We start from the raw sequence: 23,459 nt of genomic DNA on the forward strand, positions 1-23,459 counted from the left end.
TGGGCGGACGGGGACGACAGATGGGCGAATTGATCATGAGCGCTCCGGTGGCGGGGCTGACGTCGAAGAACCGGATTACTGCGGAGGATGTCGTGATGCTGCGCCGCGACGTGTTCGCAGACGGCGTGGTGACCCGGGGCGAAGCCGAGGCCTTGTTCGCGCTCGATCAGACGGCGCGAGACAAATGCGCGGAATGGGCACCGTTCTTCGTCGAGGCGGTCACCGACTACATCGTCCACCAGGAAAAGCCCTCGGGCTATATTTCGCAGGAAAACGCCGATTGGCTGGTCCGCACGATTTCGCGCGACGGCATGGTCGACAGCCGGACCGAACTCGAATTGCTGGTCCACGTGCTGGAAGAGGCGAAATCATCGCCGAGCCGGCTTTGCGTCTACGCGCTGGAGCAAGTCGCCCACGCGGTCGTCGACGGCAAGGGGCCGCTGATGATCGGCGGTGTGCTGGTGCCCGGACTGATCGCCAAAACGGAAGTCGAGCTTCTTCGCCGTATCCTCCATGCCCATGGCGGCGATGGCAACATCGCCATCACCCGGGCCGAGGCCGAGGTGCTGTTCAGGATCAACGAGCGGACAGCCCAAGCCAACAACGATCCGTCCTGGAACGACTTGTTCGTCAAGGCGATCGCCAATTTCGTCATGTGCTCGGCGGGTTACGAGGCGCCCACCCGCGAGGTGGCGCTGCGCCACGAAACCTTCCTCGATCACGCGGGTCCGGAAATCGGCGGTTTCTTCAGCCGCATGGTCTCCGGTGGTCTTGCCGGCATTATCGAGGCCTATCGGTCACCTGACGACATAGAGACCGAGTGGGAGGCGAAGAACAGGGCCACCGAGGCGCTGGCCCGACGCGCCGAGACGATCGATGCCGGTGAAGCCGGCTGGCTGGTCGGACATATCGGGGTGAACCGGCCTCTGTACGAGAATGAGCGTGCACTGCTGACTTTGATCAAGCATGCCTCGCCGGAAATCCATCCGGCGCTGAAGCCGTTGCTCGACAAGGTTGCCTAAGCCGCGCCGGCCGCCGCTACCGTTTTACAAAGGATGATGTTGGAATGGCCTTCGGGCCATCCCGCCAGTTCGGCCATGCGCTCGAAGCCGGCCTTTTCATACAGGCCTGGTGCCTGGAAGTCGTGGGTGGCGACCCAGATCTTCTTGACGCCGCGATCGGCCGCCTCGGCGACAAAAGCGTCGAGCAATCGCCTTGCGTAGCCGCGGCCTCGGTGAGCCTCGTCAATCCACATCAATGTGAGCTCGCACGTGCCCGCCCAGGAATAGCCGGCGGCTACTCCGATCGCGTGTCCCGCATCATCACGGATGACAAAGGCCAGTTCCCGGTCGTCGTCGCGGTCCGTCATACGCCGGTTGTCGCGATGGAGACGCTCCTCGAGCGAACTCAACTCGATGGGCGACAGATCGTGCTCGGCCTCTATGCGGACGGCCATCAAATCCCGCCGTACCAGTCGTAGCCATTGTCCTCCCAATAGCCGCCGCGGCCGCCGCCAATATTGGCAAAGCCGTCGACCAGTTCGATCTTGTAGAGATATTTCGGCATCTTGTAGCCGAGCTGGCGCTCGACACGGACGCGCAGCGGCGCGCCGTTCTCGACCGGCAGCGGCTTTCCGTTCAGGCCATAGGCAAGGATCGTCTGGGGATGGCGGGCATCGATCAGGTCGATCGTCCCGTAATATTTGATGTCGCCCGACAGGCTGCGGTCGATCGTGTCGAGGCAGTGGAACATGACATAGCGCGCCTGCGGCTTGACCACCGCCTGGTCAAGAAGCAGCGACAGCGGCGTGCCCGTCCATTTGGCGATGCAGCTCCAGCCCTCGACGCAGTCATGGCGGGTGATCTGGGTGCGGCTCGGCATGTTCATGAGCTGCTCGCGGGTGAGCGACAGCGGCTTTTCGACGAGGCCCGACACCTCCAGGCGCCAATCGGCGAAGTTGTTGGCGAGCAGGGCCTTGTATGCGTCGTCATCCGGCGCGGTGACGCCGTTCGGCCGCATTGGCTGACGGATATCGGCTTCGGTGAATTCCGGCGCCAGCGAATTGCCGCCGCCGAGCAACCGTTGTGCCCTGTGAGTGAGGCCATTGGCGTTTTCGAGGAAACTGCGCAGGCCGCTGCCGATGCTGAGCTGGCTGTCGAAGGCGTCGCAACCCGACAGCATGATGCCGGAAGCGCCGAGGCTGGCGGCGGTGAGGAATTTCCGGCGGCTGATCTCAAATTTTGCCATGTCAGGCACTCCTCTCGGATGTGTTGTTGTCAGGCGCGGGAGGATCGGTGCGGTACCAGCCGGTGATGATTGAACGCAGCTCATTGATCGGGCCGGCGGCCAGAATCATCAGGATGTGAATGATGAAGAAGGCAACCAGCAGAACCATGACGGTGAAATGAATAGTGCGCGCCGTCTGCCGCCCGCCGAGCAGATCGTTGAGGAAGGGCAGCACCGAATCCATGCTCGGCGACATGGCCAGGCCAGTGATGATCATCAGCGGCAAGAGTACGAACAGCACGCCGCCATAGGCCATTTTCTGCAGTGTGTTGTATTCTCGCGTGTGGTGGAATTTGAGCCTGGCGTGATTGGCGATGTCCTGTGGCAAGCGTTTGAGGTCATCCAGGCGCGGTGCCAGATCGCGGCGGATGTGGCCGTTGATCAGGCTGGCGACCAGCCAGACCAGCAAAGTCGTGGTCAGGATCCAGGCAAAGAAGAAATGGATCACGCGGGCTGTGCCGAGGTCATAATAGGAGGGGATCGTCGCCCAGGATGGGAAACCGCGCGCCGTCTCGTTACCGGTCGGACCTGACCAACCGAGGACGCCTGTCGTGTCGAAGCGGTGCCCGAAGATTGCGGTGTAACCGCGCGGACCGGCATTGGTGTTTTCGGCGCCTATGGCGAAAATGGTGTTGCTGTAGCCGAAGCCGGATTGCTTGCCGATGTAGAGCTGCGGCCGGGCATTGAAAATCTGCAGGCCGGACAGCAGCATGAAAAACAATGAGATGGCCCAGAGCCAGTGTGTCAGCCGCGTCCAGCGCGACTGCCGGTAGATCAAGGTTTTCTCTTTTGAAGCGGGGACACCCGGTCCAATTTCGGATTGGCTTCTGGCAACCGATTCCATCTTGTCTGGTCTCCCGGCCCTGCGGCTTGGTCTACGTGTTCATTGTCCTCCTGATACGTCGCGATCCAAACCGATGTTTCATCCGATCACGGATTTATTACGGACCGCCCAGGCTGACGGCGAGATTGACGGCCGCGGCGACGATGACGGTGTTGAAGAAGAACGACAGGACCGAGTGGACAAGCACGACACAACGCATGTGCGTCGTCGAGATGTTTGTGTCGGCCGTCTGTGCCGTCATGCCGATGACGGTCGAGAAATAGAGGAAGTCCCATCCCTCGGGGTGTTTGTCGCCCGGGAACAGCAGGCCGCCGACCGGGATTTTCTTCTTGGTTTCGGCGTCGACCGCATCGCCGTCCATCCAGTAGACATGGGCATAGTGGAGCGCCGCCATGGCATGGATGGTGAACCAGCCGAGCGGGATCGACAGCAGCGCGAAGCCGAGTTGGATCGGGTGATCCCCATCTTTCCGATTGATCAGCAAGAACAAGGAGACAACGGCAAAGGCGACGACAACGAGCGTCACCGCGAAGATGACCAGCACCGGCTGATCGGTGGCGCGTGCATTCTTGCTGAGATACTTGCCGGTGAGTTTGGGCATCTGGCTAACGACAAGAATGACGTAAGCGGCGAAAAATGCGTTGGCGCCGATCGAATAGGTGAGCGGGGCGTGCAGCAGCAACGCCACAAGCAGCGCAAACGCACCGAGACACGCCGATACCGCAAACAGCATGTGGCGCTGCATGGGTTTCTCGATCGGGGTTTCGGCGGCCATGGCGGTCTCTACCTGGATGGCGCTTTGTTGCTAGCCCGGTGTGGCGGATTTCAGCGCTCGCCGCAAGATACGGTCGAGTTCGCCGAGGAAGCGCGAGCGGTCCTGGGGCGCGAAGCTGGCATTGTAGCCCTTGCTCTCGCCGGTCTCGCGCAGATGCTGCTTAAGGTCGCGCATGGCCACCGCCATGCCGATCGTCTCCGGCGTGAAGGGCCGTCCCGTTGGTCCCAGCACATGCGCGCCGAGCGCCACGGCGCGGGCGGCAAGCGGAATATCCGCTGTTACCACGATGTCGTTTGATTTCGCGTTGTCGACGATCCAGTCGTCAGCGGCATCGGCGCCCTTGGAGACGACGACATTGCGGATCATCGGGTCGCGCGACGGCCGCAGGCCGCCATTGGAGACGTAAGTAACCACGACGCCATGGCGTTCGGCGACCTTTTCGACCTCGGCCTTGACCGGGCAAGCATCGGCGTCGACGTAGATGGCGGGTGCGGGCATTGTCTCTCCAGAAACAAGCAGGGGCCGGAAACGCATCCGGCCCCATACCTGAAATGTCACAGTTGTCAGGCGGGCAGCGCGCCGGACTTCTTCGCCGTCCAGGTGGCGATGTAATCCATCAGGCCCGGATTGAGGCAGTCATAAGGCTCCAGCCCGATTGTCTTCAGCCGGGCCCGGATGCCGTCCATACGCTTGGGGTCGACGCCCGATTCGATGATCGACGAGACGAAGGCGGTGAAGCCCGGTGGCGACCAGCCATCCTCCTCGAAGCGCTCGGGATGGATGAAGGACAGGCCCTTGAATGGATGGTCGCGCTCGACCGGCCCGTGCATGTGGACGCCGCAGCCGGTGCAGGCATGGCGCTGGATCAGCGCAGAGGGGTCGACCACTTTGAGCTTGTCGCCGTTCTCGGTGACGGTGACGTCGCCGGTGCCGGCAACCGCCACCACCGAGAACACCGCGCCGTCAGGCTTCCAGCATTTGGTGCAGCCGCAAGCATGGTTGTGGGCGATCTGGCCCTTGACCTTCACCTTGACCGGCTTGCTGGTGCAGGCGCAGACCAGCGTGCCGCCGGCAAAGCTCGCGCTTTCCCTTGGCAGCCCATTGTCGATTTTCGGATGCAGTTTCTCCGCCATTCCATTTCCTCCCATGTTTCACCACAGAGGTCGCTGGCCGATTGGCAGGCGGCATGTGGCCGTCTTCAGTAAACCACGACACTCCGGATCGACTTGCCCTCATGCATCAGGTCGAATCCCCTGTTGATGTCCTCTAGCTTCAGCGTATGGGTGATCATCGGGTCGATCTGGATCTTGCCGTCCATGTACCAGTCGACGATCTTCGGCACGTCGGTGCGGCCACGCGCGCCGCCGAAGGCGGTGCCCATCCAGGTGCGTCCGGTGACCAGCTGGAACGGCCGTGTGGAAATCTCCTGGCCGGCGCCGGCAACGCCGATGACGACCGATTTGCCCCAGCCGCGATGCGAGGCTTCCAGTGCCTGGCGCATCACCTTGGTGTTGCCGGTGCAGTCGAAGGTGTAGTCGGCGCCACCGATCTGGTCGGCGCCGCGCTTGGTCATGTTGACGAGGTGGGGAACGATGTCGCCCTCGATCTCCTTCGGATTGACGAAATGCGTCATGCCGAAGCGCTCGCCCCAGGCCTTCTTGTCGTTGTTCAAATCGACACCGATGATCATGTCGGCGCCGGCAAGTTTCAGGCCCTGGATGACGTTGAGGCCGATGCCGCCGAGGCCGAAGACCACTGATGTGGCCCCTTGTTCGACCTTGGCGGTGTTGATGACCGCACCGATGCCTGTGGTCACGCCACAGCCGATGTAGCAGATCTTGTCGAAGGGAGCGTCGGGGTTGACCTTGGCGACCGCGATCTCGGGCAGCACGGTGAAGTTGGAGAAGGTCGAGCAGCCCATATAGTGAAAGATCTTGTCCTTGCCGATCGAGAAGCGCGACGAGCCGTCGGGCATCAGGCCTTGCCCCTGGGTGGCGCGGATGGCGGTGCAAAGGTTTGTCTTGCGCGACAGGCAGGACGGGCACTGCCGGCATTCGGGCGTGTAGAGCGGGATGACATGGTCGCCCTTCTTGACGGAGGTGACGCCCTTGCCGACATCGACCACCACGCCGGCGCCTTCATGGCCGAGAATGGCCGGGAAAATGCCTTCGGGATCGGCGCCAGACAGCGTGAATTCGTCGGTGTGGCAGATGCCGGTCGCCTTGATCTCGACCAGCACCTCGCCATCGCGCGGTCCCTCGAGGTCGACCTCCATGATCTCCAGCGGCTTTCCGGCGGCGACAGCGACTGCGGCGCGGGTTTTCATCGGGCAATTCCTCCAAGGCGATTTTTGTGTCCAAGTTTTCAGGTTTTGGGCTGCTCATCAACTGTCAGATGAGACGAAATGTCGGCTTTGTTGACGCAGATAGCACACCATTCGACAACCGGTTCGGCAGAGAGCGCAATGGCGCGTCGCTGGCGCGGCTTTCATGTCGTCCATCGCGGTACTTGAGACATGGCGACATAGTCCATAGAACTGAACCGTTCGCCGGAGGGGAATTCTGCCCGCATGTTCACCAAGATCCTGATCGCCAACCGTGGCGAGATCGCCTGCCGCGTCATCAAGACGGCGCGCAAGATGGGCATTGCCACGGTCGCCGTCTATTCCGATGCCGATCGCGATGCCGTGCATGTCGAGATGGCCGACGAAGCCGTTCATATCGGGCCATCGCCCGCTGCGCAGAGCTATCTCGTGCCGGAAAAGATCATCGCCGCCTGCAAGGCGACCGGCGCTCAGGCGGTGCATCCCGGCTACGGCTTCCTGTCCGAACGGGCCGCCTTCTGCGAAGCGCTGGAAGCGGAAGGCATCGTCTTCATCGGGCCGAAACCCAAAGCCATCAAGGCGATGGGCGACAAGATCGAATCGAAGAAATTCGCCAACGCCGCCAAGGTTTCCACCGTGCCCGGCTGGCTCGGCGTCATCGAAAATGCCGACCATGCCGAAAAGATCGCCGGCGAGATCGGCTATCCCGTCATGATCAAAGCCTCGGCCGGCGGCGGCGGCAAGGGCATGCGCATCGCCTGGGACCAGTCTGAAGTGCGCGACGGGTTCGATCGGGCACGCTCTGAAGCCAAGAGTTCGTTTGGCGACGACCGGGTGTTCATCGAGAAATTCGTCGTCGATCCCCGCCATATCGAGATCCAGGTCCTGGCCGACGCGCATGGCAACGCGCTCTATCTCGGCGAGCGCGAATGCTCGATCCAGCGCCGCAACCAGAAGGTCGCCGAGGAGGCGCCATCGCCCTTCCTCGATGCCAAGACGCGAAAGGCCATGGGCGAACAGTCGGTGGCGCTGGCCAGGGCCGTCGACTACCAGAGCGCCGGCACCGTCGAGTTCATCGTCGACAAGGACAAGAACTTCTATTTCCTTGAAATGAATACACGATTGCAGGTCGAGCACCCGGTGACGGAACTGGTCACCGGCATCGATCTGGTCGAGCAGATGATCCGCATCGCCGCCGGCGAAAAGCTGACCTTGAAGCAGGGCGACATCAAGCTGAACGGCTGGGCGGTGGAATGCCGGCTCTATGCCGAGGATCCCTATCGCAATTTCCTGCCTTCGATCGGCCGGCTGACGCGCTACCGGCCGCCGGAGGAAGGGCAATTCGGCGATGTCGTCATCCGCAACGACACCGGCGTCACCGAAGGCTCGGAGATTTCGATGTTCTACGACCCGATGGTGGCCAAGCTGTGCACCTGGGCACCGACGCGCATCGAGGCGATCGATGCCATGTCGGAAGCGCTCGACAGCTTTGTGGTCGACGGTATCGAGCACAACATTCCGTTCCTGGCGGCGCTGATGCAGCATCCGCGTTGGCGGGAAGGGGCGATATCGACTGGCTTCATATCAGAGGAATATCCCGACGGTTTTGCCCCCATCGTACCGAACAGCGAGGAAAAGGCCGTGCTGGCGTCGATCGCCACGGCGGTGGAGCTGCTGCGCCGCGACCGGCTCGACCGGCTGGGCGGGCGGCTGGCGCCGCATTCGGGAGCGCTCAAGCGTGATTGGGTGGTCAAGATCGGCGAGGACTATCTCTCGGCGTCGATCCTCGAAGGCATGATTTCCATCCCGATGGAAATCGACCTGTCCATCGATGGCGGCAAGGCGCTGACCGTTTCGTCCGACTGGCGGCCGGGCGACCTCATCTGGCGCGGTACGGTCGGCAAGCACAGGGTCGCCGCCCAGATCCGGCCTGTCGCGAACGGCCTGCGCATCGCCTGGAAAGGCATGTCGGTGACGGCGCGTGCCATGCTGCCGCGCACCGCCGAGCTTGAACGGCTGATGCCGGAAAAGGTGGCACCGGACACGTCGAAACTGCTGCTTTGCCCGATGCCCGGGCTTGTGGTGTCGATCGCCGTTGCCGAGGGCCAGGAGGTCAAGGCCGGCGAGACCTTGGCCGTTGTCGAGGCCATGAAGATGGAAAACGTTCTGCGCGCCGAGCGCGATCTTGTCGTCTCGAAACTCAACGCCAAGCCGGGCGACAGCCTGGCTGTCGACGCGGTAATCATGGAATTCGCGTGAGCGGGCTGGAAGCCTGTGGTCAGTAGTCGTTTGTGCTGGACTGGTATCGCCCGGTCCCGGACAATACATTCTCATCGACTCAAAGACCTTCGGCAGCGCGAAATACCATGGCGGACGACAGACTTCCACGCGACCCACTGAAGCGCGAAGCCGCGATTGCTGCCGCGCGGCCTGAAATACCGGCACGGCCGTTCGTCCATCTGCGCGTGCATTCGGCCTATTCGCTGTTGGAAGGCGCGCTGCAACTCGGCAAGATCGTCGGCCATGCCGTCAAGGACGAAGCGCCGGCCATCGCCGTCACCGATACCAACAATCTGTTCGGCGCGCTGGAGTTCGCGCAGAAGGCGGTGAAGGACGGCATCCAGCCGATCATCGGCTGCCAGATCGCTCTCGCCTTCTCCGGCGAAAACAGCGATGGCCAGCGTGATCGCCGTCGGCAAGGTCCCGACATGCGGCCGGTGGTGCTGATCGCGGCCACCGAAGCCGGCTATTCCAATCTCGTCCGGCTGGTCAGCCGCGTATACCTCGAAACACCGCCCGGTGAAGCGGTGCACCTGACCACCGAAATGATGGACGGCCAATGTGACGGCCTGATTTGCCTCAGTGGCGGGCCGCGCGGTCCGATCGGCATAGCCCTGAAGGAAGACCGCCGCGATCTCGCCGAGGCGCGCCTGCTCACGCTCAAGGCGATGTTCGGCGACCGCCTCTATGTCGAACTGGACCGGGTTTCGGGTTATGATCGCATGATCGAGAAATCCTCGATCGATCTCGCCTATTCCCATGAATTGCCGCTGGTCGCCACCAACGAGGCCTTCTTCTCGTCGCTCGACGAGTATGAGGCGCACGATGCGTTGATCGCCATCGCCGAAGGTTCGGTCGTCGCCGTCGACACCCGCCGCCGGCTATCGCCGGACAATTTTCTGCGCAGCCAGGCCGACATGGCGAAATTGTTCGCCGACCTGCCGGAAGCGATCGACAACACGGTCGAGATCGCGTTGCGCTGCTCCTACTATCCGAAAACCCGTAGCCCGATCCTGCCGCGTTTCACGGGCGGCGATGCCTCCGACAAGGACGCCGCCGAAAAGGCCGAGGCCGAGGAACTGGCCCGCCAGGCGCGCCAAGGGCTCGATGCCCGGCTTGCCCTGCACGGACCGACACCGGGCTACACGGTCGAGCAATATCGTGAGCGGCTCGAATTCGAGCTTGGCATCATCGAGAAGATGAAATTCCCCGGCTATTTCCTGATCGTCGCCGACTTCATCAAATGGGCCAAGGCACAAGGCATTCCGGTCGGGCCGGGGCGTGGTTCGGGTGCCGGTTCGCTGGTCGCCTATTCGACGACCATCACCGACATCGATCCGCTGCGTTTCTCACTGCTGTTCGAACGCTTCCTCAATCCGGACCGCGTGTCGATGCCCGATTTCGACATCGACTTCTGCCAGGATCGCCGCGAGGAGGTGATCCGCTACGTCCAGCAGAAATACGGCCGCGACCAGGTCGGCCAGATCATCACCTTCGGTACGCTGCAGGCGCGCGCGGTGCTGCGCGACGTCGGCCGTGTTCTGCAGATGCCCTATGGCCAGGTCGACAAGCTCTCAAAAATGGTACCTCAGAACCCTGCCAATCCGGTCAAGCTCGCCGATGCCATCGCCAACGAGCCACGCTTTGCCGAGGAGGCCGAGAAGGAGCCGATCGTCCAGACGCTGCTCGACATGGCGCAGAAGCTGGAAGGCCTCTACCGCCATGCCTCAACGCATGCCGCCGGCATCGTCATCGGCGACCGACCATTGTCGGAACTGGTGCCGATGTACCGCGATCCGCGCTCGGACATGCCTGTCACCCAGTTCAACATGAAATATGTCGAGCAGGCCGGGCTGGTGAAGTTCGACTTCCTCGGCCTGAAGACGCTGACGGTGCTGGAGACCGCCGTAAAGCTGATCCGTCGCCGCGGCATCGACATCGATCTCGCGACCATCCCGCTCGACGATCCCGAGACCTACGCGATGCTCTCGCGCGGCGAGGTGGTTGGCGTGTTCCAGGTGGAAAGCGCCGGCATGCGCAAGGCGCTGATCGGCATGCGGCCCGACTGCATCGAGGACATCATCGCGCTGGTCGCGCTCTACCGGCCGGGCCCGATGGAAAACATCCCGACCTACAACGCCAGAAAGCATGGCGAGGAGGAGATGGCCTCGATCCATCCCAAGATCGACCATCTGGTGAAGGAGACGCAAGGCGTCATCGTCTACCAGGAACAGGTGATGCAGATCGCGCAGGAGCTGTCCGGCTATTCGCTCGGCGAAGCCGACCTTCTGCGCCGCGCCATGGGCAAGAAGATCCGCGCCGAGATGGACAAGCAACGCGAGCGCTTTGTCTCCGGCGCGGTCGAGCGCGGCGTCGCCAAGCCGCAAGCCGACTTCATTTTCGACCTGCTGGCCAAGTTCGCCGACTATGGTTTCAACAAGTCGCACGCGGCCGCCTACGCTGTCGTCTCGTACCAGACCGCCTATCTCAAGGCGCATTATCCGGTCGAGTTCCTGGCAGCGTCGATGACGCTCGACATGGGCAACACCGACAAGCTCGCCGACTTTCGCCAGGATGCGCTGCGCCTCGGCATCGAGGTCCTGGCGCCGTCGGTGATGACCAGTTTTCGTGCCTTCGAGGTCGGCGAGAACCGCATCTATTACTCGATGGCTGCCCTCAAGGGCGTCGGCGACGCCGCGGTGGAGCACATCGTCGCCGTTCGCGGCGAAAAGCCGTTCAAGAGCCTGGCCGATTTCTGCGAGAGGGTCGACCCGAAGATCGTCGGCAAGCGGGTTTTCGAAAGCCTGATCATGGCCGGCGCGCTCGACTGCTTCGGCCACGATCGCGCCCAGATGTTGGCTGGCGTCGAGCGGATGATGGGGCTGGCGTCACTCGCCCAGCAGAACGCCGTTTCCGGCCAGGCCGATATTTTCGGCGCCTCGCTCGGCGCCCAGTCGCAGGCGCTCAACCTGCCGCCGACCGATCCGTGGCTCGCCGCCGACCGGCTGCACCGCGAATTCCAGGTCGTCGGCTTCTATCTCTCGGCGCATCCGCTCGACGAGTACAAGGCGGCGCTGCAGAAGATGCGGGTGCAGAACTGGGCGGAGTTCTCCGCTGCCGTCAAGCGCGGCGCTTCCGCAGGCAGGCTTGCCGGCACCGTTACCAGCAAGCAGGAGCGCAAGACGCGCACCGGCAACAAGATGGGCGTGGTGGCCTTTTCCGACACCTCCGGCCAGTACGAGGCCGTGTTGTTTTCAGAAGGATTGGCCCAGTACCGCGATCTCCTCGAAGCCGGCCGCTCCGTTGTCATCACCGTCGCGGCGGAAGACAGGCCCGAGGGTGTCAACCTGCGCATCAACTCCGTCCAATCGCTGGAAGACGAAGCAAGCCGCATCCAAAAGGCGCTGCGCATTTTCGTCCGGAACGATGGGCCTGCCTCGATGATCCAATCCCAGCTCACCCAGCGCGGTGAGAGCCAGGTGAGCATCATCGTGATCAAGGAAGAGGCGCAGGGCGAGGTCGAGATTGCCTTGCAGGGCGGCTATCGCGTCTCTCCGCAGATCGCCTCGGCGATGCGCGCCGTGCCGGGCGTGGTCGAAGTGGAACTGGTGTGATCTGCGCACTTGCCAGACGGCAATCCCAGGGAAGGCATCCGCTGCTCACGCTGTCGCGATCGGCATGACAGGCGCCGACAGCAAGGCACCGCAGGGTCTCTCCGTGACGGCACAGCTGCGCGACACGCTGCGCAGGCTCTATCATGGACGCTCGCCCGCCGCGTTCCGGTTCCAACTGATCGCTGTCATCATCGACCTCGCCATCATCGCCTTCTTCATCGCCACGCCGGTCATCCAGCAATCGGCCTCGTTTCTGTGGCTGGACTATGCCGTGGCGGCCCTCGTCGCCGCCGATCTGGGCGCCAGGCTGCTGGCCTCAAACGACATGCTGCGCCTGATGAAGCAGCCGACCTTCTGGGTGGATGCCTTCATCCTTCTGACGTTGCTGATGCCGACGGCGCTCGCAAATCTAGGCTTTCTGCGCATTCTGCGGCTGTGGTCGCTATCGCGCAGCGGTTCGATCTGGCGGCATTTCGAGATGCGCGGCCTGAGACCCTGGCGCGAGGCAAGCCACGCGGTCATCAATCTTTTGACCTTTCTCTTTGTCATCACGGGCTTCGTCTACACATTCTTCTTCCGCAACGGAGCCGGGCTGGAAAACTACATCGACGCGCTCTACTTCACCGTCGCGACCGTAACGACGACCGGCTTCGGCGACATCGTGCTGCCGGGCATCGCCGGCAAGCTGACGGCGATCGTCACCATGATCATCGGCATATCGCTGTTCGTCAGGCTGGCGCAGGCGATCTTTCGGCCGGCCAAGGTGTTCTTTCCATGCCCGCAGTGCGGGTTGCAGCGGCATGAACCGGACGCCGTGCACTGCAAGGCCTGCGGACACGTCCTCAACATACCGAACGAGGGCGACTGATCGGCGGCGGTTTTACGAAGCGGCCACTTCCGCCGGCCTTGCCGGTTTCCGCTGTAGATTGAGCAGGTTGCCCATCAGGATGAGCAGTGCGCCGCCGGCGGTGAAAGCGTCGATCTGTTCGCTGTAGAGCAGCCAGCCGATCAGCGCCGACAACGGCACGCGCAGGAAATCCATCGGCGAAATGACGGTGGCGTCGGCATAGCCAAGCGCGCGGGCCATGCAGAAGTGGGACGACATGCCGGTGAAGGCAATCAGCACGATCCACGGCCACAGTTGCAGTGGCGGGTTGCGCCACTCGTAAAGGGCTGGAACGAGGCCGACCACCGACTGGATGATCAGCATCCAGAAGATGATGCGTACGACGCTGTCCGTCCGCGTCAGCGATTTGACCATGACCACCGAGATGCCGAAGCAGACCGCGGCGCCGAGCACGACGAGATGGCCCGGATCGACCGAGCCCACACCGGGCCGAACGATGACCACCACGCCGATCAGGCCCAGCACGATCGCGGCAAGCTTTGGCCTGGACAGCCTTTCACCAAGAAAAGTCACCGCCAGGATAGCCGTCCAGATCGGTGTGGTGAATTCGATCGAAATCAGCACGGCCAGCGGAATCAAGGTCAAGGCGTAGAGCCATGCCGCCTGCCCGGTATAGTGGATGACGTTTCGGGCGAGATGGGCGAGGGGACGTTGCGTGCGCATCGCCGCAAACCCGCCGCTCGCAAACACCAGCGGCAAGAGGATAAAGAAGCCGATCACCGAGCGCAGTTCCAGCACCTGGAAGACGTTGAGTTCGGCCGTGGTGGCGCGGCCGGCGACAGACATCGCCAGGAACGACGTGATCGACAGCGCCATCCAGAACGCGGCCTTGGGGATCGAAGGGGTGGGTGCCATGTCCGCTATGTCGCAAGCCGGGGTTTTTGCCGCAACCACTAGCCGCCCCATTTGACTGGGCCAGAGATGTTGGCGCGAAGTTGCAAAACAGTCTTGTCGCGGGCGGAACCTGACATGGCAAGGTGCGTTGAGTCGCTGGATCCCGCCTGAGCATCGCCGATTGCCCCTCCACCCAGTCACAAGGAGACCTTCGATGACATCACTCACGCGGTTTGCGCTTGCTGGATGCCTGCTCGTCGCGGCCACTGCCGCGCGTGCCGACGACAGCAAATTTCTCCAGTCCTTCCAGGGCAGTTTCGCCGGCAAGGGAACTGTTCAGGTGACGACGCAGGCGCCGACGGTCAGCGTTTCCTGCACATTCAAATCGGATGCGACATCGTCTTCGCTGTCGCTCGACGGCAACTGCCGCGGCCTGATCCTGGTGACACGCGCCATCAGCGCCCGTCTGAAGACCAGCGGCGCCAAATACAGCGGCGTCTATGTGGGATCGCGCACCGGACCGGCGCAGCTGAACGGAAATCGTTCTGGCAATGCCATAAACCTCGCCATCCGCTGGGCCAAGGAGGTCAATGGCGACCGCACCGCGCAGCTTACCGTACAGAAAAACGGGGCGGACGGCATTGTTTTGACCGTGGTCGACCGTGATCCCAAGACCGGAAAGAGCGTCGTGACCAGCCGCATCGACCTTCGACGCAGCTGATCTGGTTCAATCCTCAAGCGGCTCCGGCGGATGGGCGTCGCGGCCCTTGCCGAAGGTGTAGCCGGTTTGCACCGCCTTGCGCCCGAATTTGTCGCGCAACGCATCGATGGCGCCTTCGGCCATGGCGCGCTTGCGCGACTGGACATCGACCAGATCCGGTGGGTCGGCCTTGCCGTCATCCGAAAGGTCGCTGACGCCGATGCCAAGCAATCGAAATTTTGTCCCGTCCGTCTCCTTGCGAAGAAGCTCCACGCCGGTCGAAAAGATGCGGTCCGCGAGCCGGGTCGGGTCGCCAAGCTGACGGTTGCGCGTGCGCAGCTTGAAATCCTGGGTCTTCAGCTTCAGCACCACGGTGCGACCCGCAATGCCTGACTTCTTCAGCCGCGCCGAGACTTTTTCAGAAAGGCCCCTCAGCACCGAGGTCAGCTCGTCCAGCGAGGCGATGTCGGTGTCGAAAGTGGTTTCGGCCGATACGCTCTTGGCATCCTGGTCGGGGTCGACGCGGCGGACATCCTCACCGCGCGAAAGCCGGTAGAGCCGTTCGCCCATCACCCCGTAGCGACGCATCAGGTCGCTACGCTCCATCTTCTGGAGCTGACCGATGGTGCGGATGCCATCCTGTTCCAGCGTGGCGTTGAACGCCTTGCCGACGCCCCAGATCATGGTCACCGGCTGCGTTGCCAGGAAGCCGACCGCCTCGGCCTCGCCAATTACCGAAAAGCCGCGCGGCTTGCGGAAGTCCGATGCAATCTTGGCGAGGAACTTGCAATAGGACAGGCCGGCCGACACGGTGATGCCGATTTCCTTCTCCACGGCCAGCGCGAAGCGCGCCAGCACCACCGCCGGCGGCAGGCCGTGCAGCCGCTCGGTGCCGGCGAGATCGAGGAACGCCTCATCGATCGACAGCGGCTCGACCAACGGCGTCAACGCCTGCATCATGGCGCGCACCTCGTGGCCGACACGCACATATTTTTCCATGTTGGGCGCGATTACCACCGCCTCGGGGCAGGCCTCGAGCGCCTTGAACATCGGCATGGCGGAACGCACGCCGCGAATGCGCGCTATATAGCAGGCGGTGGAGACGACCCCGCGCTTGCCGCCCCCGACGATCAGCGGCTTGTCCTTGAGCGAAGGGTTGTCGCGCTTTTCGACCGCCGCGTAGAAGGCATCGCAATCGATATGGGCGAGGTGCAGCCGGTAAAGCTCGGGATGGCGGGCCAGGCGAGGGCTGCCGCAGCGTTCGCAGCGGCGCGTTTCACCACGCTGAAACGTCAGGCAGTCACGACAAAAACCGTGATCGGGATTGTTGACAGGAGCCGCCATCACTGCGAACATAAAGAGAACAAATGCAATGGTACGACAGCGCAGGGCCAGCGACAAGCGTGGCCTGGGGAGAACGCATGAGCACGACCATAGTGCCGCTGGCGCCAGAGCTCTGGCCTGATTTCGAGGACCTTTTCGGCAAGCACGGCGCCTGCTACGGCTGCTGGTGCACGCATTTCCGGCTGGCGCCGGCGGCGCGGCGCGAGAGCAGCCGCGAACGCAACAAGGATCACATCAAGGCGCGCATCGAGGCCGGCCCGCCGCCCGGGCTGCTGGCCTTCGAGGACGGCAAGGCGGTTGGCTGGATGCAGATCGGGCCACGCGCCGACGTGCCCGAATGGAACAACAAGGGCAGGGGTTCGGCGCCGATCGAACCCGCCGACGCCTCCGATCCGGCCGTTTGGGCGATCTCCTGCTTTTTCATCCGCGCCAAGGCCCGTGGCAGAGGCATTACGCACCGCCTCGTCGAAGGCGGCATCGATTTCGCCCGCAGGAACGGGGCACGGCTCGTCGAGGCCTGCCCGATAGACCTGTCCCGCGATTCGCGCTCGATCGGCCTGTTCGTCGGCTCATCCGGGGTGTTCGAGAAGGCCGGGTTCGAGAGGCTCGTGGAGCGCAAGGCCGGTCGGCCGCTGATGCGGCTGATGCTGAAGCCGATTGCCTGACTGTCATCGTCTTGCAGTCGGGATGGTATTTCCCTACCAGAGATGCGAAACGATTTTTGCCTTCGACCGAACGGAGAATTCCCGTGAACCCTATGTTGCCAATTGCGTTTACCGCGCTTCTGCTCAGCGCACCTGCTTTCGGCCAGACCGTCGACAGCCAGGGCGCCAAGCAATTGTCCGATGACCTGTCGCGCTATGTCGGCAAACAGGCGCTCGACAAGGGTATCCTGAAGGTTTCGGCCGAAGGCGACGCCTACAAGATCGTGTTTGATTTCAAGGCGCTTGCCGCGACCTTCCCCGACCAGAAGATGGTGAAATTCGACTTTGCGCCCTACGCCCTGCTGGTCAAGCCGCGCAGCGACGGGTCCTGGGATGTCTCGATGGACTTTTCGCAGAGCGCCTCATTCGAGTTCAACGGTCCCGAGGGAAAGCAGAGCACGCGGTTTTCGATCAAGGACGGCAAGGGCAGCGGCGTCTACGACCCCAAGCTGGCGGCGTTCAGCAGCGCCACCAGTTCGATTGCCGGGATGACGATGTCGTCGCAGGACGCCAAGCAGCAGATGGATGCGAGCGCCGGTGCCGGCACCGCGACCCTGTCCGCGGCCAAGGCAGCCAATGGCGGCGTCGATTTCACGACGACGCAAAAGATTGCGAACTTCGTCGAAGCGATAAAATTCAATGATCCCGAGAGCGGGTTGAATTTTCCCGTTACCGTGAAGTCGCCGGAATTGTCGGTGGAGGCCAGCGGCAAGGGCGTCGAGACCAAGCCGCTGCTCGATCTCCTGGCGTTTGCCGTGGCCAATGAGGACGAGAAGACGCTGAAGGCAAACCAGGCGCAGCTCAAGTCGCTTCTGCTCGCCGCGCTTCCGGTGTGGGAGCGTATCGACGGGACCTATGGCTTCAAGGATTTTGCGGTCGACAGCCCGATCGGCACGTTCGGAGCGACCCAGCTCGGCATAGCGTTCGGCTCCGACGGCGTCGCCCAGAATGGCAAGATCAGCTATGGCATCAAGGCTTCGGGGCTGACCGTGCCGCAGCAGCTCTTGCCGAGCTGGAGCGTGGCACTGCTGCCCACCGATATCGACCTGAACTTCGGCGGCGCCAGCATCGATCTCGACAGTATGGCGAAGAAGGCGATCGAAGCCTTTGATCTCAATCAGGATCCGCCACTGCCGGCCGAGTTTGGCGACCAGCTCAAGGCCGACTTCCTGGCCAAGACTCCGAAGGTCGTCATCGGCCACAGCACCGTGAAGAACAAGGACATGGAGATCGCGCTCGAAGGCGAGATGACGACCTTCGGCCAGAAGCCCGATGCAAATCTGACCGTCGATGTCGCCGGTTTCGACAAGATCATGGAGCACCTGCAGGAAGCGGCGAAGGCGGAGCCGGAGGTCGGGCAGTACGTGCCTGTCGCTCTCATGGCGAAGGGTTTTGCCAAGACGCTGCCGGACGGCAAGCTGGAATGGGCTATCAACACCAAGGCCGACGGTTCGGTCACTGTCAACGGCGTCATGCTGAAGCCGGCCGATCCGGCGGTGGATGACAGTGTCGATGATGGTGGCGGCGCGGACGATGAGAGCGGCGATGACAATGGCGGTGGCGCTAACGGCGGTAGCGCTAACGAAGGCAGCAATAGCGGCGGCACCGATAATAATGGCGGGGCAGGGGCCAAGCTGAACCCTTGAGGGGGTAGCCCTCCAGCAATTCCCCCCGGAATTGCGTCAAAGCGCCTGTAGTCCCAGAGCGTTCGCGATCTTCGGCGCGGCTTCGTGCCAGTCCTGGACGACGATGACATCGTCCGAGACCGGGGGCAGGAACGCGCGCAGCGAATTGTCGGCCATCAGGTGGAAGAGATTTGCATCGGCGATCGATTCCCGCACCGACGCCAGATTGTGTGGCTGGTCGTCGACGAAGACCACGGGCCGCCCGGTCTTGCCGCGCAGCCTGGCCACCGCCGGGCCCTTGGCCATCTCGGTGGTCAGCAGCGGATAGGCTAGTCCCAGCGCATCGAGATGGGCGCGGCGCGCGGCGCGATGCCTGTGCGGCATGGCCGTCAGCAATATGATTTCCGCGCGACCTCCAAGCCCCGTCAAGGCCGCCGCGACGCCATCGGTGATGCTTTGCCAATCAGCTTGCGCGTCGAAGAAATCGCCCAGGAGTGCCGTGACTTCGGATTGTTCGATCAGCCGGCCGCTGGCCGTTTCGGCAATGTTGCCGGTCAGCCGGAAGGAAGCCAGTGTCAGGCCATAGCCGCGTGCCTTGAGGAAATGCGGAAACGGGCGGATGAATTCGAGCACCACATCGTCGACGTCGAGCACCAGCAGCGGCCGGTCGTCGGCCGCCAGTTCCTCGATCTGGCGCGCGGTTTCGGGATCGTCGCTCATGTGGAACGCTCGTGACTGTCATCGCCGAGCGGCAAGGCGCGCAACGCCTTGCCAACGGCCGCCGGCGGGGTGCCGGTTTCCTCGGCAAAGCGCATCAAGGTCGGCTCGTGGGCGAGAATGAACTGCAGGACGCCGGCCAGGAAACCCGGCTCGCCGGCCGCCCGGCGGATCGAATGCGCCTCTATTCCCGTGATCGCCAGAAAACGCGGTAGAAGCTCAGGATCGGCGGCAACGAAGCCCAATGCCTTCACGGCAATGGTTTCCGCCTCTTCGCGCATTGACGCTGCGTTTGCCATCACTACCTTCGGTGTGTGGAATGAGTCTCTCCCGCAGTAATGGCAAGAGTTGCTTGCGGCAAGCCATTAGAGTGTGGCGCGCCTTTTGGACGCGCAGGGAGGCGAGGCGGAATTCGTGCTGCTTTGCAGGCCGCGGGTTTCCGTTTCGTCAATCATATTGCCGTATAGTGAAGCAGGGTTTGGTGCGTTCAAGGAAAGAGCGCATGACGGCCACCTCCGGGCGGAGGACGGCCGGGACGGGATGTCGATGCCTAAGAAGGTCATGATCGTCGAGGACAACGAGCTCAATATGAAGCTCTTTCGGGACCTCATCGAAGCAAGCGGCTACGAGACGGTGCGCACCCGCAACGGTCTCGAGGCGCTCGACCTGGCGCGCCAGCACCGGCCGGACCTTATCCTGATGGATATCCAACTGCCCGAAGTGTCGGGGCTGGAAGTGACCAAATGGCTGAAGGAGGACGATGATTTGCACGTTATCCCGGTCATTGCCGTGACTGCCTTCGCGATGAAAGGCGATGAGGAGCGCATCCGCCAGGGTGGCTGCGAGGCCTATATTTCGAAGCCGATCTCGGTGCCGCGCTTCATCGAAACCATCAAATCCTATCTGGGCGATGCCTGATGTGCCCTTCCAGCCGAGCCGGAGCCTTGTGAAATGACCGCGCGGATCCTCGTCGTCGACGACATCCCTGCCAATGTGAGGCTGCTGGAAGTCCGGCTGCTGGCCGAATATTTCGAGGTGCTGACCGCCACCAACGGACCCGACGCGATCGAGACCTGCGAGAACGGCAAGGTCGATGTCGTGCTGCTCGACGTGATGATGCCCGATATGGACGGGTTCGAGGTCTGCCGGCGGCTGAAGAGCGATCCGGCGACGTCGCACATTCCGGTGGTGATGATCACCGCGCTCGACCAGGTCTCCGACCGCGTGCGCGGGCTGGAGGCCGGCGCCGACGATTTCCTGACCAAACCGGTCAACGACCTGCAACTGATGACGCGCGTCAAGAGCCTAGTCCGCCTGAAGTCGCTGACCGACGAGCTTCGGCTGCGCGCCTCGACCACACGCAACATAGGCATCGAGGAACTTTTGAGCCGCAATTTCGCGTCCGAGGACACGACGCCGAAAGTGCTTTTGATCGATGAGCGCAAATCGTCGGTCGAGCGCATCCAGAAGATGTTGCGCGACCGTGCCGACCTGGACGTCACCGGCGATCCGCATGCCGGGTTCTTCCAGGCCGCCGAAACGCCCTATGAATGTGTGATGATCTCGACGGCCTTCGCCGATTTCGATCCGCTCAGGCTCTGCTCGCAACTGCGCTCGCTCGACCGCACCCGTTTTGTGCCGATCATCCTTTTGGCGGAGGAGGGCGAGGAAGAGCGCCTCATCCGAGGGCTCGAACTGGGCATCAACGACTATCTGATGCGGCCGATCGACCAGCAGGAACTGACGGCGCGGCTGCGCACCCAGGTGCGCCGCAAGCGCTACAACGACCAATTGCGCGCCAGCGTCACCCAGACCATCGAAATGGCCGTGACCGACGGCCTGACCGGGCTGCACAACCGCCGCTATCTCGACAGCCATCTGCAGACGCTGTTCGACCGCGCAGTGGCGCGGCGCCGGCCACTGTCGGTGATGATCACCGATCTCGACCGCTTCAAGTCCATCAATGACGCGCACGGCCATGATGGCGGCGACGAGGTGCTGCGCGAATTCGCGCGGCGGCTGCGCAAGAACGTCAGGGGTATCGACCTTGCGTGCCGGTTCGGCGGCGAGGAGTTCGTGGTGGTGATGCCGGACACCGACGGCACCGTTGCCGAGAAGGTGGCCGAGCGCATCCGTGCCGAAATCGCCCAGAAGCCTTTCGCCATCGGCGCCGACGGCCAGACGATCGAGGTCACCGTCAGCGTCGGCGTGTCATCGGTGCTGAAGGGCGTGGATACGGTGGCGGCGCTGATGAAGCGCGCCGACCTCGCGCTCTATGAAGCCAAGAGCGGCGGCCGCAACCGCGTCGTTGCCAAGGCGGCCTGAGGGTCCGGGCCCGATTATCCGGTCAACCCAACAGGGTTACCCATTTACCTTAATCCAAGCGATTCGCGAGCCTTGGTTAAGAAACTGTTGATTTTCATAAGCTCTTGCGCAAATGTGCAGGCCAAGACGAAGCCGGCACGAGGGTAGACAGCCGGCTCGGTCCCTCAGGAATACCCCATGATGCTCAGGTCCGCCGCATCTCCTGGGTCCGTGGGGTCGGCCGGCCGGCGCTGGCACATAGTGGCCTCCTCGTACCGCTGCCAAACGCCGACCGGCCCCCTCTTGTCCGACATGACATCAGGATTCCGCGCCAAGCCCCGGAAGTGCCGGGGCTTTTTTGTGCGCGGCAGGATCTGAAGAACGCTTTCCTGGGTTCTAACGGCACCTCGCGCGCTATCGCTTCGCAACGCGCGACCTTTTCACTGCCGTATGCAGAGGGGAAGGCGAGAGGCTACCCCCTCCATTTCATACATATGGCGTACAAGGGGCTTGCGGCAAGACCTGGCTGTTCCCGTAAAACCACGACCCAAGTTAACCGAAACGGGAGTGGCGAATGCCGGAATTGTTGCCAAGAGGCCAAGTAGGTCGGGACCGTGCAGTGGTGATCGCCGGAGGCGGTCCGACCGGGTTGATGCTGGGTGGCGAACTCGCATTGGCGGGCGTCGATGTGGCCATTGTCGAGCGGCGGCCCAACCAGGAACTCATCGGCTCGCGAGCGGGTGGCCTGCACGCACGCACCATCGAGGTACTCGACCAGCGTGGAATTGCCGACCGGTTCCTGTCACAGGGACAGCTATCGCCGTCCGTGGGCTTCCACATGATCCGGTTGGACATCAGCGATTTTCCCACGCGGCACAATTATCTGCTGGCGCTGCGGCAAAACCATATCGAGCGGCTGTTGGCCGACTGGATCAGCCAGTTGGGGGTGCCGATCTATCGCGGACAGGACGTCACGGGCCTCGCACAGGATGACGATGGCGTCGACGTCGAACTGTCCGGTGGTCGGTGCCTGAGAGCGCAATATCTCGTCGGCTGCGACGGAGGACGCAGCATCATCCGCAAGGCGGCGGGCATCGCGTTCGACGGGTGGGATCCGACGATGAGCTGGATGATCGCCGACGTCGAGATGTCTGAGGAACCTGCATGGGGCTTTCGCAGCGACGCCTACGGTATTCATGCGATAGGCAAGATTGAAGAAAGCGACCGCGTGGGTGTGGTGTTGACCGAGAGGCATCTGACCATTGGCGGCGAACCTACGCTGCGCGATCTCAGCGAGGCGCTTGTCGCGGTTTACGGCACCGATTACGGGGTCCACAATCCGACCTGGATTTCCCGGTTCACCGACATGACACGCCAGGCCGCGTCTTACCGCAACAAACGTATTCTGCTCGCCGGCGATGCTGCGCACATCCATCCCCCAATGGGCGGACAGGGCCTCAATATCGGCGTGCAGGACGCGGTGAACCTGGGATGGAAGCTGGCCCAGGTGGTCAAGGCGACGTCCCCTGAAAGCCTGCTCGACAGCTACCATGCCGAACGCCATCCGGTTGCCGCCCGCGTGCTGCGCAATGCGATGGCGCAGGTCGCGCTTCGTCGCAGGGACGACCGCACCAAGGCTCTGGGCGACACGTTTGCCGAACTGCTCGCCATGGACGGGCCACGCAAACGAATCGCCGCCGAGATGTCCGGCCTGGGTGTCCACTACGACCTCGGGGAAGGGCACGCGCTGCTTGGGCGGCGAATGCCCGACCTCGATCTGCTCACCGCCAACGGGCCGTTGCGGCTGTTTACCTTGCTGCACGACGCGCGGCCGGTGCTCCTCCATTTCGGTGAACCAGGCAGACTGGACAGTGCGCCTTCGGCCGGCCGGATCCGGCAGATCGACGCCAGGTATGCCGGTGCCTGGGAGCTTCCCGTACTCGGAACGGTCGCTGCGCCCGACGCGGTTTTGATCCGGCCCGATGGATATGTGGCCTGGGTAGGAGTTGGGACTCCACAGGGATTGGCCGATGCGCTGACCAGATGGTTCGGACCGGCTGCCGCAGCCGGGTGTCCTTCCGAACGCAGCGCGTCACACTCTTCCACGGACTGAAGGCTGGCTTCCACAGGCTGAAGGCGGCTGCCTCCTGACAAGCGATTGACAGGAGGCTCCATCTATGCAGAAATTGGTTGGACCATTGG

Annotated in this window: 21 protein-coding genes; 10 read left to right on the plus strand and 11 right to left on the minus strand. The window is 62.8% G+C overall.

What is annotated here, in order from left to right:
- Nucleotides 1–20: 20 nt before the first annotated feature.
- A complete protein-coding gene (locus tag EN808_RS11295; protein ID WP_135915791.1) occupies nt 21–1,022 on the plus strand; it encodes a hypothetical protein in 1,002 nt (333 codons plus the stop codon).
- Here the strand turns inward: EN808_RS11295 and EN808_RS11300 are convergent.
- From EN808_RS11300 to EN808_RS11330, 7 genes are all read right to left on the minus strand, one after another.
- Nucleotides 1,019–1,456 (minus strand): GNAT family N-acetyltransferase, encoded by a 438-nt coding sequence (locus EN808_RS11300; protein WP_135915792.1) that lies wholly within the window; start codon nt 1,454–1,456, stop codon nt 1,019–1,021. The genes EN808_RS11295 and EN808_RS11300 overlap by 4 nt on opposite strands.
- Complete coding sequence (locus tag EN808_RS11305) at nt 1,456–2,247, minus strand: molybdopterin-binding protein (protein WP_135915793.1); 792 nt, start codon at nt 2,245–2,247, stop codon at nt 1,456–1,458. The genes EN808_RS11300 and EN808_RS11305 overlap by 1 nt, the downstream gene beginning before the upstream one ends.
- 1 nt (nt 2,248) lies before the next feature.
- Complete coding sequence (locus EN808_RS11310) at nt 2,249–3,130, minus strand: cytochrome b/b6 domain-containing protein (protein WP_135915794.1); 882 nt, start codon at nt 3,128–3,130, stop codon at nt 2,249–2,251.
- Between the two features lie 97 nt (nt 3,131–3,227).
- Entirely contained in the window at nt 3,228–3,905 is a 678-nt protein-coding gene (locus tag EN808_RS11315; RefSeq protein WP_135915795.1) for a DUF1345 domain-containing protein, read from the minus strand.
- Between the two features lie 30 nt (nt 3,906–3,935).
- Nucleotides 3,936–4,403, minus strand: coding sequence for a YaiI/YqxD family protein (locus tag EN808_RS11320; protein WP_135915796.1), 468 nt, complete (start codon nt 4,401–4,403; stop codon nt 3,936–3,938).
- Between the two features lie 65 nt (nt 4,404–4,468).
- A complete protein-coding gene (gene gfa, locus EN808_RS11325) occupies nt 4,469–5,038 on the minus strand; it encodes an S-(hydroxymethyl)glutathione synthase (RefSeq protein ID WP_127872609.1) in 570 nt (189 codons plus the stop codon).
- Nucleotides 5,039–5,103: 65 nt separating this feature from the next.
- Nucleotides 5,104–6,231 carry an S-(hydroxymethyl)glutathione dehydrogenase/class III alcohol dehydrogenase gene (locus tag EN808_RS11330; RefSeq protein WP_135915797.1) on the minus strand — a complete coding sequence of 376 codons (1,128 nt, stop codon included), beginning with the start codon at nt 6,229–6,231 and terminating at the stop codon, nt 5,104–5,106.
- Between the two features lie 243 nt (nt 6,232–6,474).
- On the opposite strand from EN808_RS11330, the gene EN808_RS11335 reads away from it, so the two are divergent.
- From EN808_RS11335 to EN808_RS11345, 3 genes are all read left to right on the plus strand, one after another.
- Nucleotides 6,475–8,487, plus strand: coding sequence for an acetyl/propionyl/methylcrotonyl-CoA carboxylase subunit alpha (locus EN808_RS11335; RefSeq protein ID WP_135915798.1), 2,013 nt, complete (start codon nt 6,475–6,477; stop codon nt 8,485–8,487).
- Nucleotides 8,488–8,594: 107 nt separating this feature from the next.
- Complete coding sequence (gene dnaE, locus EN808_RS11340; RefSeq protein ID WP_127872606.1) at nt 8,595–12,122, plus strand: DNA polymerase III subunit alpha; 3,528 nt, start codon at nt 8,595–8,597, stop codon at nt 12,120–12,122.
- Between the two features lie 64 nt (nt 12,123–12,186).
- Entirely contained in the window at nt 12,187–12,990 is an 804-nt protein-coding gene (locus tag EN808_RS11345; protein ID WP_127872605.1) for a potassium channel family protein, read from the plus strand.
- 12 nt (nt 12,991–13,002) lie between these two features.
- On the opposite strand, the gene EN808_RS11350 is transcribed toward EN808_RS11345, so the two are convergent.
- A complete protein-coding gene (locus EN808_RS11350; RefSeq protein WP_127872604.1) occupies nt 13,003–13,884 on the minus strand; it encodes a DMT family transporter in 882 nt (293 codons plus the stop codon).
- Between the two features lie 193 nt (nt 13,885–14,077).
- On the opposite strand from EN808_RS11350, the gene EN808_RS11355 reads away from it, so the two are divergent.
- The gene (locus EN808_RS11355; protein WP_135864383.1) at nt 14,078–14,584 is read left to right on the plus strand and encodes a hypothetical protein; all 507 of its coding nucleotides are present in this window, start codon (nt 14,078–14,080) and stop codon (nt 14,582–14,584) included.
- A gap of 6 nt (nt 14,585–14,590) precedes the next feature.
- Here EN808_RS11355 and EN808_RS11360 read toward each other — a convergent pair whose 3' ends face one another.
- Nucleotides 14,591–15,919, minus strand: a complete 1,329-nt coding sequence (locus EN808_RS11360) for a DNA polymerase IV (RefSeq protein ID WP_135915799.1) — start codon at nt 15,917–15,919, stop codon at nt 14,591–14,593.
- Nucleotides 15,920–15,984: 65 nt separating this feature from the next.
- Between EN808_RS11360 and EN808_RS11365 the strand changes: the two genes are divergently transcribed.
- The gene (locus EN808_RS11365) at nt 15,985–16,572 is read left to right on the plus strand and encodes a GNAT family N-acetyltransferase (RefSeq protein WP_135915800.1); all 588 of its coding nucleotides are present in this window, start codon (nt 15,985–15,987) and stop codon (nt 16,570–16,572) included.
- 92 nt (nt 16,573–16,664) lie between these two features.
- On the plus strand, nt 16,665–18,257 hold the full coding sequence (locus EN808_RS11370) for a hypothetical protein (RefSeq protein WP_245512063.1): 1,593 nt from the start codon (nt 16,665–16,667) through the stop codon (nt 18,255–18,257).
- A 36-nt stretch (nt 18,258–18,293) separates the two neighbouring features.
- On the opposite strand, the gene EN808_RS11375 is transcribed toward EN808_RS11370, so the two are convergent.
- Both EN808_RS11375 and EN808_RS11380 read right to left on the minus strand, forming a co-directional pair.
- The gene (locus EN808_RS11375; RefSeq protein WP_135915801.1) at nt 18,294–18,956 is read right to left on the minus strand and encodes a hypothetical protein; all 663 of its coding nucleotides are present in this window, start codon (nt 18,954–18,956) and stop codon (nt 18,294–18,296) included.
- On the minus strand, nt 18,953–19,252 hold the full coding sequence (locus EN808_RS11380) for a DUF3572 domain-containing protein (RefSeq protein WP_135915802.1): 300 nt from the start codon (nt 19,250–19,252) through the stop codon (nt 18,953–18,955). Before EN808_RS11380 ends, EN808_RS11375 begins: the two co-directional genes overlap by 4 nt.
- A gap of 247 nt (nt 19,253–19,499) precedes the next feature.
- Between EN808_RS11380 and EN808_RS11385 the strand changes: the two genes are divergently transcribed.
- The 3 genes from EN808_RS11385 (at nt 19,500) to EN808_RS11400 (ending at nt 23,370) form a co-directional block, all read left to right on the plus strand.
- Complete coding sequence (locus EN808_RS11385) at nt 19,500–19,871, plus strand: response regulator (RefSeq protein WP_006334976.1); 372 nt, start codon at nt 19,500–19,502, stop codon at nt 19,869–19,871.
- A gap of 33 nt (nt 19,872–19,904) precedes the next feature.
- Nucleotides 19,905–21,278 (plus strand): PleD family two-component system response regulator, encoded by a 1,374-nt coding sequence (locus tag EN808_RS11390; RefSeq protein ID WP_135915803.1) that lies wholly within the window; start codon nt 19,905–19,907, stop codon nt 21,276–21,278.
- Between the two features lie 553 nt (nt 21,279–21,831).
- A complete protein-coding gene (locus tag EN808_RS11400; RefSeq protein WP_127278637.1) occupies nt 21,832–23,370 on the plus strand; it encodes an FAD-dependent monooxygenase in 1,539 nt (512 codons plus the stop codon).
- Nucleotides 23,371–23,459 lie beyond the last annotated feature (89 nt).

It is taken from the genome of Mesorhizobium sp. M8A.F.Ca.ET.165.01.1.1, from assembly GCF_004792065.1.
Taxonomy (GTDB): Bacteria; Pseudomonadota; Alphaproteobacteria; order Rhizobiales; family Rhizobiaceae; genus Mesorhizobium.

What these genes read in the sequence shown, in the direction of transcription:
- EN808_RS11295 (WP_135915791.1), top strand. Translation starts at nt 21, where the DNA reads ATGGGCGAATTGATCATGAGCGCTCCGGTGGCGGGGCTGACGTCGAAG.
- EN808_RS11300 (WP_135915792.1), bottom strand. Translation starts at nt 1,456, where the DNA reads ATGGCCGTCCGCATAGAGGCCGAGCACGATCTGTCGCCCATCGAGTTG.
- EN808_RS11305 (WP_135915793.1), bottom strand. Translation starts at nt 2,247, where the DNA reads ATGGCAAAATTTGAGATCAGCCGCCGGAAATTCCTCACCGCCGCCAGC.
- EN808_RS11310 (WP_135915794.1), bottom strand. Translation starts at nt 3,130, where the DNA reads ATGGAATCGGTTGCCAGAAGCCAATCCGAAATTGGACCGGGTGTCCCC.
- EN808_RS11315 (WP_135915795.1), bottom strand. Translation starts at nt 3,905, where the DNA reads ATGGCCGCCGAAACCCCGATCGAGAAACCCATGCAGCGCCACATGCTG.
- EN808_RS11320 (WP_135915796.1), bottom strand. Translation starts at nt 4,403, where the DNA reads ATGCCCGCACCCGCCATCTACGTCGACGCCGATGCTTGCCCGGTCAAG.
- gfa (WP_127872609.1), bottom strand. Translation starts at nt 5,038, where the DNA reads ATGGCGGAGAAACTGCATCCGAAAATCGACAATGGGCTGCCAAGGGAA.
- EN808_RS11330 (WP_135915797.1), bottom strand. Translation starts at nt 6,231, where the DNA reads ATGAAAACCCGCGCCGCAGTCGCTGTCGCCGCCGGAAAGCCGCTGGAG.
- EN808_RS11335 (WP_135915798.1), top strand. Translation starts at nt 6,475, where the DNA reads ATGTTCACCAAGATCCTGATCGCCAACCGTGGCGAGATCGCCTGCCGC.
- dnaE (WP_127872606.1), top strand. Translation starts at nt 8,595, where the DNA reads ATGGCGGACGACAGACTTCCACGCGACCCACTGAAGCGCGAAGCCGCG.
- EN808_RS11345 (WP_127872605.1), top strand. Translation starts at nt 12,187, where the DNA reads ATGACAGGCGCCGACAGCAAGGCACCGCAGGGTCTCTCCGTGACGGCA.
- EN808_RS11350 (WP_127872604.1), bottom strand. Translation starts at nt 13,884, where the DNA reads ATGGCACCCACCCCTTCGATCCCCAAGGCCGCGTTCTGGATGGCGCTG.
- EN808_RS11355 (WP_135864383.1), top strand. Translation starts at nt 14,078, where the DNA reads ATGACATCACTCACGCGGTTTGCGCTTGCTGGATGCCTGCTCGTCGCG.
- EN808_RS11360 (WP_135915799.1), bottom strand. Translation starts at nt 15,919, where the DNA reads ATGTTCGCAGTGATGGCGGCTCCTGTCAACAATCCCGATCACGGTTTT.
- EN808_RS11365 (WP_135915800.1), top strand. Translation starts at nt 15,985, where the DNA reads ATGAGCACGACCATAGTGCCGCTGGCGCCAGAGCTCTGGCCTGATTTC.
- EN808_RS11370 (WP_245512063.1), top strand. Translation starts at nt 16,665, where the DNA reads ATGTTGCCAATTGCGTTTACCGCGCTTCTGCTCAGCGCACCTGCTTTC.
- EN808_RS11375 (WP_135915801.1), bottom strand. Translation starts at nt 18,956, where the DNA reads ATGAGCGACGATCCCGAAACCGCGCGCCAGATCGAGGAACTGGCGGCC.
- EN808_RS11380 (WP_135915802.1), bottom strand. Translation starts at nt 19,252, where the DNA reads ATGGCAAACGCAGCGTCAATGCGCGAAGAGGCGGAAACCATTGCCGTG.
- EN808_RS11385 (WP_006334976.1), top strand. Translation starts at nt 19,500, where the DNA reads ATGCCTAAGAAGGTCATGATCGTCGAGGACAACGAGCTCAATATGAAG.
- EN808_RS11390 (WP_135915803.1), top strand. Translation starts at nt 19,905, where the DNA reads ATGACCGCGCGGATCCTCGTCGTCGACGACATCCCTGCCAATGTGAGG.
- EN808_RS11400 (WP_127278637.1), top strand. Translation starts at nt 21,832, where the DNA reads ATGCCGGAATTGTTGCCAAGAGGCCAAGTAGGTCGGGACCGTGCAGTG.